General features: G+C 69.8%; 16 protein-coding genes. 11 read left to right on the top strand and 5 right to left on the bottom strand.

Annotated elements, in window-relative coordinates; genetic code table 11:
• The 5 genes from RA210_RS04210 to acuI form a co-directional block, all read left to right on the top strand.
• Positions 1 to 124, top strand: a 124-nt coding sequence (locus RA210_RS04210; RefSeq protein ID WP_201485414.1) for a transposase, incomplete at its 5' end; no start/stop codon positions are given.
• A 34-nt stretch (positions 125 to 158) separates the two neighbouring features.
• On the top strand, positions 159 to 1,100 hold the full coding sequence (locus RA210_RS04205; protein WP_201485507.1) for a sodium-dependent bicarbonate transport family permease: 942 nt from the start codon (positions 159 to 161) through the stop codon (positions 1,098 to 1,100).
• A 1-nt stretch (position 1,101) separates the two neighbouring features.
• Positions 1,102 to 1,416, top strand: a complete 315-nt coding sequence (locus RA210_RS04200) for a P-II family nitrogen regulator (RefSeq protein WP_201485506.1) — start codon at positions 1,102 to 1,104, stop codon at positions 1,414 to 1,416.
• A gap of 32 nt (positions 1,417 to 1,448) precedes the next feature.
• Entirely contained in the window at positions 1,449 to 2,081 is a 633-nt protein-coding gene (gene acuR / locus RA210_RS04195) for an acrylate utilization transcriptional regulator AcuR (protein WP_201485505.1), read from the top strand.
• 54 nt (positions 2,082 to 2,135) lie between these two features.
• Positions 2,136 to 3,119 (top strand): acrylyl-CoA reductase (NADPH), encoded by a 984-nt coding sequence (gene acuI / locus RA210_RS04190; protein WP_136491068.1) that lies wholly within the window; start codon positions 2,136 to 2,138, stop codon positions 3,117 to 3,119.
• 93 nt (positions 3,120 to 3,212) lie between these two features.
• Here the strand turns inward: acuI and RA210_RS04185 are convergent, their stop codons facing one another.
• Entirely contained in the window at positions 3,213 to 3,755 is a 543-nt protein-coding gene (locus RA210_RS04185; protein ID WP_136491069.1) for a gamma carbonic anhydrase family protein, read from the bottom strand.
• 130 nt (positions 3,756 to 3,885) lie between these two features.
• On the opposite strand from RA210_RS04185, the gene prlC reads away from it, so the two are divergent.
• Positions 3,886 to 5,970 (top strand): oligopeptidase A, encoded by a 2,085-nt coding sequence (gene prlC, locus RA210_RS04180; protein WP_201485504.1) that lies wholly within the window; start codon positions 3,886 to 3,888, stop codon positions 5,968 to 5,970.
• On the top strand, positions 5,967 to 6,251 hold the full coding sequence (locus tag RA210_RS04175) for a YheV family putative zinc ribbon protein (protein WP_136491071.1): 285 nt from the start codon (positions 5,967 to 5,969) through the stop codon (positions 6,249 to 6,251). The genes prlC and RA210_RS04175 overlap by 4 nt, the downstream gene beginning before the upstream one ends.
• Positions 6,252 to 6,302: 51 nt before the next feature.
• On the opposite strand, the gene RA210_RS04170 is transcribed toward RA210_RS04175, so the two are convergent.
• The gene (locus RA210_RS04170; RefSeq protein WP_201485503.1) at positions 6,303 to 7,271 is read right to left on the bottom strand and encodes a CobW family GTP-binding protein; all 969 of its coding nucleotides are present in this window, start codon (positions 7,269 to 7,271) and stop codon (positions 6,303 to 6,305) included.
• Positions 7,272 to 7,432: 161 nt separating this feature from the next.
• Here RA210_RS04170 and RA210_RS04165 point away from each other — a divergent pair, with 161 nt between their 5' ends.
• Complete coding sequence (locus RA210_RS04165; protein ID WP_201485502.1) at positions 7,433 to 7,786, top strand: NADH:ubiquinone oxidoreductase; 354 nt, start codon at positions 7,433 to 7,435, stop codon at positions 7,784 to 7,786.
• Between the two features lies 1 nt (position 7,787).
• Here RA210_RS04165 and RA210_RS04160 read toward each other — a convergent pair whose 3' ends face one another.
• The 3 genes from RA210_RS04160 to dksA are packed head-to-tail and all read right to left on the bottom strand — an operon-like array spanning position 7,788 to position 10,061.
• A complete protein-coding gene (locus tag RA210_RS04160) occupies positions 7,788 to 8,432 on the bottom strand; it encodes a DUF1826 domain-containing protein (RefSeq protein WP_201485501.1) in 645 nt (214 codons plus the stop codon).
• Entirely contained in the window at positions 8,432 to 9,643 is a 1,212-nt protein-coding gene (gene zigA / locus RA210_RS04155; RefSeq protein WP_201485500.1) for a zinc metallochaperone GTPase ZigA, read from the bottom strand. The genes RA210_RS04160 and zigA overlap by 1 nt, the downstream gene beginning before the upstream one ends.
• The gene (dksA, locus tag RA210_RS04150) at positions 9,636 to 10,061 is read right to left on the bottom strand and encodes an RNA polymerase-binding protein DksA (protein ID WP_201485499.1); all 426 of its coding nucleotides are present in this window, start codon (positions 10,059 to 10,061) and stop codon (positions 9,636 to 9,638) included. The genes zigA and dksA overlap by 8 nt, the downstream gene beginning before the upstream one ends.
• Positions 10,062 to 10,140: 79 nt before the next feature.
• Between dksA and folE2 the strand changes: the two genes are divergently transcribed.
• Genes folE2 through RA210_RS04135 form a run of 3 tightly spaced genes read left to right on the top strand, consistent with a single transcriptional unit; the run spans position 10,141 to position 12,559 of the window.
• Complete coding sequence (folE2, locus tag RA210_RS04145) at positions 10,141 to 11,037, top strand: GTP cyclohydrolase FolE2 (RefSeq protein ID WP_201485498.1); 897 nt, start codon at positions 10,141 to 10,143, stop codon at positions 11,035 to 11,037.
• Complete coding sequence (locus RA210_RS04140) at positions 11,034 to 11,699, top strand: metal ABC transporter ATP-binding protein (RefSeq protein WP_201485497.1); 666 nt, start codon at positions 11,034 to 11,036, stop codon at positions 11,697 to 11,699. The genes folE2 and RA210_RS04140 overlap by 4 nt, the downstream gene beginning before the upstream one ends.
• Entirely contained in the window at positions 11,699 to 12,559 is an 861-nt protein-coding gene (locus RA210_RS04135; protein ID WP_201485496.1) for a metal ABC transporter permease, read from the top strand. Before RA210_RS04140 ends, RA210_RS04135 begins: the two co-directional genes overlap by 1 nt.
• Positions 12,560 to 12,564: the final 5 nt, after the last annotated feature.

The following is a 12,564-nucleotide window of genomic DNA, read 5'->3' as shown; positions in this document are numbered from 1 at the left end:
CACCAGCCTGCTGGAGGGGGTGAACAACCGGATCAAGGTGATCAAGCGCATGGCCTATGGCTTCAGGGACGCCGATTACTTTTTCCTGAAAATCAAGGCCGCCTTCCCCGGGAAAATGCGATGAACCTTTTTTTTGCCTGAACTATCGAGGAGGACCGATGAGTCTCGACCCCGTCGTGCTGTTCTTCGTCTTCGGCCTGACCGCGGGCCTGCTGAAGAGCGAACTGAAGCTGCCGCCGGCGCTCTACGAAACCCTGTCCATCATCCTGCTGCTGGCCATCGGCCTGCACGGCGGCGTGGAGCTGGCCGAGCAGGCCAGTCCGGCGCTGCTCGCCCAGTCCGCGCTGGTGCTGGGCCTGGGCATCACCCTGCCGCTGCTGGCCTTCGGCCTGCTGCGCGCCCTGCGCTTCGATCGCGTCAACGCCGCCAGCGTCGCCGCACACTACGGCTCGGTGAGCGCCGGCACCTTCGCCGTGGTGGTCGCCTACCTGGCCTCGCGGCAGATCTTCTTCGAGAGCTACATGCCGCTGTTCGTGGCGATCCTCGAGATCCCGGCGATCCTGGTCGGCATCCTGCTGGCCAAGGGCATCTCGCGCGACACCCACTGGAAGGAGCTGGGCCGCGAGATCTTCCTCGGCAAGAGCATCATGCTGCTGCTCGGCGGCCTGGTGATCGGCGCGCTGGCCGGCAAGGAGGCGATCAAGCCGCTGGAGCCGCTGTACACCGGCATGTTCAAGCCGGTGCTGGCGTTCTTCCTGCTGGAGATGGGCCTGATCGCCTCCGGCCAGCTCGGCTCGCTGCGCCAGTACGGCGTGCGCCTGGCCGCCTTCGCCCTGTGCATGCCGCTGCTCGGCGCGCTGATCGGCGCCCTGCTGGCGCGGCTGATGGGCCTGTCGCTGGGCGGCACGGCGATGCTCGCCACCCTGGCCGCCTCGGCGTCCTACATCGCCGTGCCGGCGGCCATGCGCCTGGCCCTGCCCGAGGCCAACCCGTCGCTGTCGCTGACCGCCGCGCTGGGGATCACCTTCCCGTTCAACATCCTGATCGGCATACCGCTGTACCTGGCGCTGGCCGAGCAACTGATCGCCTGGGGACTCTGATATGGCCCACACCACCCTGCTCACCGTGATCTGCGAAGCGGCGCTGGAGCACAAGCTGGTCGCCGATCTCGAACAGCTCGGCGCACCCGGCTGGACCCTCTCCGACGTGCGCGGCCGTGGCTCCCACGGTCTGCGCCGCGCCGACTGGGACACCGCCGGCAACATCCGCGCCGAGATCCTCTGCGAGCGCGAGCTGGCCGAGCGCATCGCCCGCCACCTGCAGGAGCGCTACTACGCCCACTTCGCGATGATCTGCTACTTGGCCGAGGTGGAGGTTCTGCGCCCGGAGAAGTTCGCCGCCAAACCGGCCGGTTGATTTTTCAAGACGACCGGTCCAATAATCGGCGCATGACAGCTCACGCCCCCCAGCCGCGCCGCGGCCGCCCGCCCAAGCTCGACCGCGACCAGCGCGAGACCCGCGAGGCGCTACTGCACGCCGGCATGCGCCTGCTCACCGAGCAGGGCTTCCTGGTCACCGGCATCGACGCGGTGCTCAAGCAGGTCAGCGTGCCCAAGGGCTCCTTCTACCACTACTTTCCCAGCAAGGAGGCCTTCGGCCGCGCCGTGCTGGAGCGCTACGCCGGCTACTTCGCCGCCAAGCTGGACCGCTGGCTGCTCGACGAGAGCCGCCCGCCGCTGGCGCGCCTGGAGGACTTCGTCACCAACGCCCGCGCCGGCATGGCCCGCCACGCCTTCCGCCGCGGCTGCCTGGTCGGCAACCTCGGCCAGGAGGTGACCCGCCTGCCCGAGGGCTTCCGCGAGCAGCTGGAAAGCGTGCTGCGCGACTGGCAGGCGCGCCTGGCCGCCTGCCTGCGCGCCGCCCAGGCCGAAGGCAGCCTGGCGGCGACGCTGGATTGCGACGAGCTGGCGGCGTTCTTCTGGATCGGCTGGGAAGGTGCGGTGCTGCGCGCCCGCCTGGTGCAGAGCGACGCGCCGCTGCAGACCTTCATCCGCGGCTTCCTCGCCCTGCTGCCGCGCTGATTTCTTATCGCCCATTTCTAGACGACCAGTCTAAAACCAGAGAGGTGTGATCCCATGTTCCGCGCCATCCTGATCGACAAGGACGACTCCGGCTACCGCGCCAGCCTGCAGGCGCTCGACGAGGCCCAGTTGCCGGAAGGCGACGTGCGCGTGCGCGTCAGCCACAGCACCCTCAACTACAAGGACGCCCTGGCCATCACCGGCAAGGGCCCGGTGGTGCGCCAGTTCCCCATGGTGCCGGGCATCGACCTGGCCGGCGTGGTGGAGGAGAGCAGCCATGCCGACTTCAAGGCCGGCGACGCCGTGCTGCTCAACGGCTGGGGCGTCGGCGAGACGCACTGGGGCGGCCTGGCCCAGCAGGCGCGCCTCAGGGGCGACTGGCTGATCCCGCTGCCGCAGGGCTTCAGCGCCGCCGAGGCGATGGCGGTGGGTACCGCCGGCTACACCGCGATGCTTTCGGTGCTGGCCCTGGAGCGCCACGGGGTGACGCCCGAGCAGGGCGAGGTGCTGGTCACCGGCGCCAGCGGCGGGGTGGGCAGCTTCGCCGTCGCCCTGCTGGCCAGGCTGGGCTACCGGGTGGTGGCGTCTACCGGCCGCCCCGAGGAGGCAGACTACCTGAAGGCCCTCGGCGCCGCCGAGATCATCGAGCGCGGCAGCCTCAGCGAGCCGGGCCGCCCGCTGGGCCGCGAGCGCTGGGCCGGCGCCATCGATTCGGTGGGCAGTCACACCCTGGCCAACGTCTGCGCGTCCACCCGCTACGGCGGCTGCGTGGCCGCCTGCGGCCTGGCCCAGGGCATGGAGTTCCCGGCCACGGTGGCGCCGTTCATCCTGCGCGGGGTGACCCTGGCCGGCATCGACAGCGTGATGCGCCCGCGCGCCGACCGCCTCGAGGCCTGGAGCCGCCTGGCCCGTGATCTGGACAAGAGCCTGTTGGCGCCGATCACCCGCACCATCGGTCTGGAGGAAGCCATCCCGGTCGCCGGTGAACTGCTCGCCGGGCGGGTGCGCGGGCGGGTGGTGGTGGACGTGAATCGCTGAGTCCTCATCCGTAGGGTGCGCCGTGCGCACCATCAGCGCCTGCGCCCGGTGCACACGGCGCACCCTACGCCGACGGATGGACCGATAGCGAACTCAGCCGCCATAGCCCTCCAGCAGATGCAGGTCCTTGAGCTTCACGTAGTTGACCGCGCTGTAGGTGAAGAAGGCGCGCTCCTTGTCGGAGAGCGGGCGGGCCTGCTTCACCGGGCTGCCGACGTACAGGTAGCCGCTCTCCAGTTTCTTGCCCGGCGGCACCAGGCTGCCGGCGCCGATCACCACCTCGTCCTCGACCACCGCGCCGTCCATGACGATGGCGCCCATGCCGACCAGCACGCGGCTGCCGATGGTGCAGCCGTGCAGGGTCACCTTGTGGCCAACGGTGACGTCCTCGCCGATCTCCAGCGGGTAGCCGTCCGGGTTGAACGGCCCGGCGTGGGTGATGTGCAGCACGCTGCCGTCCTGGATGCTGGTGCGCGCGCCGATGCGGATGCGGTGCATGTCGCCGCGGATCACCGCCAGCGGCCACACCGAGCAGTCGTCGCCCAGCACCACGTCGCCGATCACCACGGCGCTGGGATCGACGAAGGCGCGCGCGCCGAGCTGCGGGGCATGGCCCTGGTAGGTGCGGATGGTCATGGAAAGGCTCCTGGTGAGTTGTCGTGGCCTTCTACTTAGCATGCACGGGGCGAACTGGCGACAGGCATGCCATCCCCCGATCACCCCGATAGCCGCGCCCGAGCTGCGCGCTCGGGCATTTGTCATTAACATGATCCGTGATTCTTCCGACCCAGGGTCAAACGCCGTGACTGCCAACAATCCCCTGCTGCAAGACTTCGACCTGCCGCCCTACTCGGCGATCCGCCCCGAGCACGTCGAGCCGGCCGTCGACCGGATCCTCGAAGACAACCGCGCCGCCATCGCGCGCATCCTGGAAACCCAGGGCGTCAATCCCGACTGGAACGGCCTGGTGCTGGCGCTGGACGAGCTGAACGCGCGCCTGGGCCGCGCCTGGAGCCCGGTCAGCCATCTCAACGCCGTGTGCAACAGCGCCGAACTGCGCGCCGCCTACGAGGCCTGCCTGCCCAAGCTGTCGGCCTACTACACCGAGCTGGGCCAGAACCGCGCCCTCTACGACGCCTGGCACGCCCTGGCCGCCAGCCCGGCGGCGGCCGGCTTCGAGGTCGCCCAGCAGACCATCCTCAAGCACACCCTGCGCGACTTCCACCTGTCGGGCATCGACCTGCCGGAAGCCGAGCAGCAGCGCTACGGCGCGATCCAGATGAAGCTCTCCGAGCTGTCCAGCCGCTTCTCCAACCAGCTGCTCGACGCCACCCAGGCCTGGACCAAGCAGATCACCGACGAGGCGCAGCTGGCCGGCCTGCCGGAGTCGGCGCGCGCGCAGATGCAGCAGGCCGCGCAGGCCAAGGGGCTCGACGGCTGGCTGGTGACCCTGGAGTTCCCCAGCTACTACGCGGTGATGACCTACGCCGACGACCGTGCCCTGCGCGAGGAGGTGTACACCGCCTACGCCACCCGCGCCTCCGACCAAGGCCCCAACGCCGGCCAGCACGACAATGGCCCGCTGATGGCCGAGATCCTCGACCTGCGCCAGGAGCTGGCCCGGCTGCTGGGCTTCCAGCACTACGGCGAGCTGTCGCTGGCCACCAAGATGGCCGAGTCCACCGAGCAGGTGCTCGGCTTCCTGCGCGACCTGGCCGTACGCGGCAAGCCGTTCGCCGAGCAGGATCTCGCCGAACTGCGCGCCTTCGCCGCCGAGCGCGGCGTGGCTGATCTGGCCAGCTGGGACGTCGGCTACTTCAGCGAGAAGCTGCGCCACCAGCGCTACGAGATTTCCCAGGAGCAGGTGCGCGCCTGGTTCCCGATCGACAAGGTGCTGTCCGGCCTGTTCGCCATCGTCGAGCGCCTGTACGGCATCCAGATCGAGGAACTCAAGGACTTCGACAGCTGGCACCCGGACGTGCGCCTGTTCGAGATCACGGAAAACGGCGCGCAGGTCGGGCGCTTCTTCTTCGACCTCTATGCCCGCGCCAACAAGCGCGGCGGCGCCTGGATGGACGGCGCCCGCGACCACTGGCGCAACAGCGCCGGCGAGCGCATCAGTCCGGTGGCCAACCTGGTGTGCAACTTCACGCCTGCCGCGCCCGGCAAGCCGGCGCTGCTGACCCACGACGAGGTCACCACCCTGTTCCACGAGTTCGGCCACGGCCTGCACCACCTGCTGACCCGCGTCGACTATGCCGGCGTGTCGGGCATCAACGGCGTGGCCTGGGACGCGGTGGAGCTGCCCAGCCAGTTCATGGAGAACTGGTGCTGGGAGCCGGAAGGCCTGGCGCTGATCTCCGGCCACTTCGAGAGCGGCGAGCCGCTGCCGCAGGAGCTGCTGGACAGGATGCTGGCGGCGAAGAACTTCCAGTCCGGGCTGATGCTGCTGCGCCAGCTGGAGTTCTCGCTGTTCGACTTCGAGCTGCACGCCACCCACGGCGACGGCCGCGGCGTGCTCGAGGTGCTGCAGACGATCCGCGACGAGGTGTCGGTGTTCCAGCCGCCGCGCTGGAACCGTTTCGCCAACAGCTTCGCGCACATCTTCGCCGGCGGCTACGCGGCCGGCTACTACAGCTACAAGTGGGCCGAGGTGCTGTCCGCCGATGCCTTCGCCAGGTTCGAGGAGGAGGGCGTGCTCAACCCGGCCACCGGCCGCGCCTTCCGCGAGGCGATCCTCGCCCGCGGCGGCTCGCAGGAAGCCATGCAGCTGTTCGTCGACTTCCGCGGCCGCGAGCCGTCGATCGACGCGCTGCTGCGCCACAGCGGCCTGAGCGAGGAGGCGGCATGAGCGAGTACAACCTGAACGCGCCGGTGAAACGCTTCATCGCCGGCGCGGTGTGCCCGGCCTGCGAGGCGATGGACACCATCCAGATGTGGGACGAGGACGGCACGCCGAACCGCCAGTGCGTGGCCTGCGGCTATGCCGACACCCTCGACGCCCGCGGCAACTCGGTGCCCAAGGAGCTGCCGACCCGGGTCAACACCAGCGCGCTGAAGCCCAAGGCCGCCGACCCCAAGGTGCAGACCGTGCAGTTCTTCCCCAATCCGAAGCTGAAGAAGCCGGAGTAATCGGGGCTAGGATCGAAAGGCGTCCTGCGCGAGCAGGGCGCCTTTTTCGTTTCAGGCCACCCGGCAGGCCGCCAGCCCCGCCTGCAGCGCCGCGGCATCCTGCGCTTCGGCGAAGATCAGCTCCAGCCGCGAGTCCCTGCGCCACTCGCTGGCGCGCCATACCAGCGCTGCGCCGTCCAGCGCGTTGGCGCTGTGCCAGCCGTCGTCCTTGCCGTGCAGCACCAGCTTGGCGCGCCGCCAGGGCAGGGCGGCCAGCCACTGCGCGACCTGGTCGCGGTCGAAACGCTGGCTCGGGTGCCAGCGCCAGCCGACGCTCCAGCCGCCAGCTTCTGCATGGATCTGGCAGATCGGCAGCGTCGGGTCGCTCCACAGTGCCGGCAGGCTGCCCGCGCCTGTGGGCAACTTGCTCTCTTCGCTACCCGGCTGCGCGTGCGTACCGATGCCCGGCAGCTCGCTGAGCGGCAGACGGCCCTGGCTGGTCCACAGCAGCGGCCGCGCCGGCAGCTGGGCGGCGAGCAGGGCGCGGGCGGTGGCGTCGAGGCTCTCGCTCTTGTTCAGCAGCAGCAGCCCGGCCGCGCCCAGCGCGGCCTGCTGCGCCGCCGGCAGCGGGCGACCGGCGGCCAAGGCGGCGGCATCCAGCACCACCACACTGGGCTGCACGGCGAGCACCTCGCGCCACGGTTCATCCTGCAGCTGGCGCAGCAGCTCGGCCGGATGGCCGAGGCCGGACGGCTCGATCAGCAGGCGGTCCGGGCGCGCCTGGCGCAGCAGGCGGCCGAGGCCGACCTGGAAGGGCGCGCCGTTGACGCAGCACAGGCAGCCACCGGCCACCTCGCCGAGGGCGATGCCGTCCTCGCCGGTGGTCAGCAGGGCGGCATCCAGGCCGACCTGGCCGAACTCGTTGATCAGGATCGCCCAGCGCTCGTCCTCCGGCTTCTGCGCCAGCAGCTCGCGGATCAGGGTGGTCTTGCCGGCGCCGAGCGGGCCGGCGATCAGATGGGTGGGAATGTGCTTGAGCATGGGTCGCCTGTGGATAAGCCTGGGGAAAAGCTGTGCAGGCCTGTGGACAAGATCATCGGAGAGTCATTCTCGCCGGATTGCCGGCAAAGCGCGATGGCCGCCCGCGCCAGCGCGGCCGACGCCGGGTAAACTGCGCGCGCCCAGCCTCCCGGAGCCCGACCATGCGCCAGATCCTGCCCATCCTGCTCGCCGTCCTGCCGTTGCCGGCGCTGGCCGAGGCCTGCGTGGTGCACAGCCAGGGCAAGGGAGTGGCCGTGCAGCTCTGCCAGCAGAACGTCAGCATCCCCAAGGGCCTGTTCCGCGACGGCTTCTGCCAGCCCAAGCTGAAGGATCAGGAAATCCGTGTGGAGTTCGTCGAGCAGTGCCCGGAAGGCGCCTACGGCGTGTGCAGCGGCGCCCAGGCCGGCAACGCCGCCTACCGCCAGGACATCTACTACTACGGCGTGGCCAGCGACGCGCGCATCCTCAAGCCGTTCTGCGAGCAGCAGAGCGCCGGGCAGTGGCGCACGCCCTGAATCACTCCAGCCAGTCGAGGGTGAGCAGCAGACGCCGCTCACCCGCGGCCAGCATGGGCGAGCGGTGGACGATGGCGGTATGTTCGTTGCCCTCCCAGCGCTCGCCCTTGAGCAGCGCGACGTGGCCGGGTTCCATGCTGCGCACCGCCACCTCGTCCGGTGCGCAGGAGGGATCGGCGAGCCGGTGGCGCGGCAGGTCGCCCTCGGCCAGCCACTGGCTGCCCGGCCCGGCATAGGTGGTGACCAGACGCAGCGGCACGCGGTCGACGTGGAAGCGCGGGCACATCGCCTTGTCCAGCACGCGCAGGCGCACACCGACCCGGCGCGCCTCGAGCAGGCAGGCATAGGCGCGCACCAGCCAGGCGACATCGGCGACGAAGGCGGCATACCCGGGCAGCTCGGCGCATTCGCCGGCCAGACCGCTCAGCTCAGGTTCGTCGCCGTCGTCGTCACCCAGCTCGATGCTCAGCGAGTCGGCCAGCGGCGTGCCGCGCGCCAGCAGGGCGGCGGCGAAGCCGGCCAGCTCGGGGTTCAGTTCGCGCTGCCAGATCGCCAGGTTGATGCCGTCGTGCAGCACCTCGGCGAGCACCTCGGCATCGTCGCCGCACAGTTGGCGCGGCCAGGGAACCAGCTGGAATTCCGCCATCAGGCGTTCTCCTCGACTTCCACCCAGGCGCCGAAGGGATCCTCCAGCGCCTGCCAGCCGTCCTTGCCGAGGGCCATCTCGGCATCGTCGAGCAGGCAGGCATCCAGCCCGGCGTGCAGGCGCTCGAAATCGATGTGCTGGCCGATGAACACCAGCTCCTGGCGGCAGTCGCCGACGGCGGGGTCCCACTTGGCCATCACCGCGCGCAGCCCGTCCTCATCCTGCGGCCACTGGGCCTTGGGCACGAACCGCCACCAGCGCCCGGCATAGCCATGGCGCATCAGGCCGCCGGCCTGCGACCAGTTGCCCGCGTCCTGGTACTTGCTGGCCAGCCAGAACCAGCCCTTGGAGCGCAACAGCCGGCCGTTGTCCCAGGGGCGGTTGAGGAAGGCGAAGAAGCGCCCGGGATGGAAGGGCCGGCGCGCCTGGTAGGCGGTCGAGGCGATGCCGTATTCCTCGGTCTCGGGCACGTGCTCGCCACGCATCTCCTTGAGCCAGCCGGGTGCCTGGGCGGCGCGCTCGAAGTCGAATCGACCGGTATTCAGAATTCGGCCAAGCTCGACCTGGCCCATGACCATCGGCAGCACCTCGGCCTGCGGGTTGAGGCGCGCGAGGATGGCCAGCAACTCCTCGCGCTCGGCGCTGGAGATCAGGTCGATCTTGCTGACCAAAATCACGTCGGCAAACTCCACCTGGTCGATCAGCAGGTCGGTGACCGAACGTTCGTCGTCCTCGCCAAGGCTTTCGCCGCGCTCGCCCAGCGCCTCGGCGGCCTGCAGGTCGCGCATGAAATTCACCCCGTCAACCACGGTGACCAGGGTGTCGAGGCGCGCCAGGTCGGACAGGCTGCGCCCCTGCTCGTCGCGGAAGGTGAAGGTCTCGGCCACCGGCAGCGGCTCGGCGATGCCGGTCGACTCGATCAGCAGGTAGTCGAAGCGCCCCTCGCCGGCCAGGCGGGCGACTTCCTCGAGCAGGTCCTCCCGCAGGGTGCAGCAGATGCAGCCGTTGCTCATCTCCACCAGCTTCTCCTCGCCGCGGCTGAGGCTGACGCCCTGCTGCACGGCGGCGGCGTCGATGTTCACCTCGCTCATGTCGTTGACGATCACCGCGACCCGCAGGCCCTCGCGGTTCTTCAGCACGTGGTTGAGCAGGGTGCTCTTGCCGGCGCCCAGGAAGCCGGACAGCACGGTGACGGGGAGACGGTTATCCATTGGGGGTTCCTCGCGTATCACGGAGATGGCGCTCGCGTTGTTCCTGACGCTCCTTGGCCTCGATGCACAGGGTCGCGGTGGGGCGCAGCAGCAGGCGGCGCAGGCCGATCGGCTCGCCGGTCTCGCTGCACCAGCCGTACTCGTGACGGGCCAGGCGCTCAAGCGCCTCGTCGATCTTGTCGAGCAGCTTCTTCTCGCGCTCCAGCAGGCGCAGTTGCCACTGGCGCTGCTCCTCGGCGCTGCCGAGGTCGGCCGGATCGCTGACCGGCTCCAGTTCGCGCAACACGCCGAATTCGTCGCCGATACGCTGCTGCAGCTCGCTGCGCTGGTCGAGCAGGCGCTGGCGGAAGAACGCCTGCTGCGCCTCGTTCATGTAGTCGCTGGCCGGCATGGCCAGCAGTTCGGATTCGCTGAGCATGGTCGTCGGTTACTCGTCAGGGTTGTCTCTAATTTGTTATAACATAACATTTACGAGCCGAAGCCACCCTGGAAATCCGATGACCGCTCTCAGCCTTCCCGATATCGCCGCCCAGACCAGCGTCCAGGCGCAGCCGACCCTGGACTTCGTCGGCATGCAGCAGATCGCCCTGCCCGTGCTATTCGACGGCAAGCCGCTGGATTGTCGAGTGGATGCCGGGGTCAGCCTGGACGATGCCGGCGCGCGGGGCATACACATGTCGCGCCTGTACCTGGCGCTGGAGGCCCTGGAACAGCGTGAGCTGACCCTGTCGGCCGTGCAGAACGTGCTGCGCCAGTTCCTCGCCAGCCACGAGGGCCTTTCCCGGCGCGCCTGGTTCGAGCTGCGCGGCGAACTGCTGCTCAAGCGCCCGGCGCTGGTCAGTCCACTGGCCGGCTGGAAGGGCTATCCGCTGGCGCTCGCTGCCAGCCTGGATGACGCGGGGCTCCACGTGGAACTGCGCCTGACGCTGGGCTACTCCTCCACCTGCCCCTGCTCGGCGGCCCTCGCCCGGCAGCTGATCCAGCAGCAGTTCGTCGAGGATTTCGCCGGCAAACCGCTCGACCATGCCGATGTCCTCGCCTGGATCGGCAGCTCCAGCGGCATTCTCGCCACCCCGCACAGCCAGCGCAGCGAGGCACGTCTGCAGCTGCGCCTCGACCCGGCCCTCGAGACCCTGCCGGTGCGCCGGCTGCTGGATGCCGCCGAAGCGGCCCTCGGCACCGCCCTGCAGACCGCGGTCAAGCGCGCCGACGAGCAGGCCTTCGCCCTGGCCAACGGCCAGAACCTGATGTTCTGCGAGGATGCCGCCCGCCGCCTGCATCAGGCGCTGCGCCAGCAAAACGGCGTGCAGGGCTTCGCGTTGGAGGTGATCCACGCCGAGAGCCTGCACGCCCACGATGCGGTGGCACACAGCCGCTGGGACGGGCAGCCATGATCCACTGCCAGTCCCTGCAATGGGGGCCGCCCGGCCGGCCGCTGACGCCACCGCTGGACCTGCACCTGGCCGCCGGCAGCCTGACCGGCGTCATCGGCCACAACGGCTGCGGCAAGAGCAGCCTGCTCAAGGTCATCGCCGGCTGGCAGGCGCCGCTGGCCGGGCGCGTGCAGGTGGATGTGCCGCGCCTGGGCGGCATCGCCGTTCTCGTCCAGCAGCAGGCCTTCGACCGGCAGTTCCCGATCAGTCTGCGCGAACTGGTGAGCGCCGGGCTGTGGAAGAGCTCCGACAATCGCACGCAACGCCAGGAGCGTCTGGAACAGGCACTGCACACCTGGCAGCTGGCGCATTTGCAGGAGCTGCCGCTGGAGGCGCTGTCCGGCGGCCAGCTGCAGCGCGCGCTGCTGGCGCGTCTCGACCTCACCAGCGCCCGCGTCCTGCTGCTGGACGAGCCGGAAGCGGCCCTCGATGAGGGCAGCCAGGCCCTGTTCTGGGCAAGGACCCGGCAATGGCAGGCCGAAGGTCGCACCCTGCTGGTGGTCAGTCATGCCGTCAGTCACCTCAGCGAGCTCCTGGACAATGCCCTGCTGGTCTCGGCGCAGGGCTGCATCCTCGCACCCATCGCACAGTTGGCAGAACGACGCCTGGGGCAGGTCGCCTGATGATCGATGCGCTGTGGCAGCCCTTCGCCGAGTTCGCCTTCATGCGCCGCGCCCTGCTCGGCGGCATGGCCCTAGCCTGCAGCGCCGCGCCGCTGGGGGTGTTCCTCATGCTGCGGCGCATGAGCCTGATCGGCGACGCCATCGCCCACGGCATCCTGCCCGGCGCGGCGCTGGGCTTCTGGCTGTTCGGCCTGAGCCTGCCGGCACTGACCCTGGGCGGTCTGGCCGCCGGTCTGGGCATGGCCACCCTGTCGGCCTGGGTCGCCCGCCGCACCGGGCTGGGCGAAGACACCAGCCTGGCCGCCATCTACCCGATCTCGCTGGCCAGCGGCGTGCTGCTGCTCGGGCTGGCCGGGCGCAAGCTGGACCTCATGCACCTGTTGTTTGGCTCGGCCCTGGCGGTGGATGCGCCCACCCTGCAGGCCATGCTGTGGGTGGCCGGCGCCAGCCTCGGCCTGCTGGTCCTGATCTACCGCCCGCTGCTGCTGGACAGCTTCGACCCCCTGTTCCTGCGCAACCTCAGCCGCAGCGGCCCGCTGGTGCATGGCCTGTTCCTCGGCCTGGTGGTGCTCAACCTGGTGATGGGCTTCCAGGCCATCGGCGCGCTGATGGTGGTCGGCCTGATGATGCTGCCGGCCGCCGCCGCACGCTTCTGGAGTCGTCGCCTGGCGCACCTGCTGCTGCTCGCCGCGGCGATCGGCGCCGCCAGCGTCTGGCTCGGCCTGCTGCTGTCCTACCACGCCAATCTGCCCAGCGGCCCGTGCATCGTCCTGCTGGCCGGCCTGGCCTACCTGCTGTCGGTGATCGCCGGTCCGGTTCACGGCCTCTGGCGTCCTGCTCCGCTACCCACTGCAACCTGAGGAAC

The sequence above is a fragment of the Pseudomonas sp. OF001 genome (genome assembly GCF_904426495.1).
Classification (GTDB): domain Bacteria; phylum Pseudomonadota; class Gammaproteobacteria; order Pseudomonadales; family Pseudomonadaceae; genus Geopseudomonas.
Note: the sequence above shows the minus strand (reverse complement) of the source record. Positions and strands in the feature narration are given on the sequence as shown.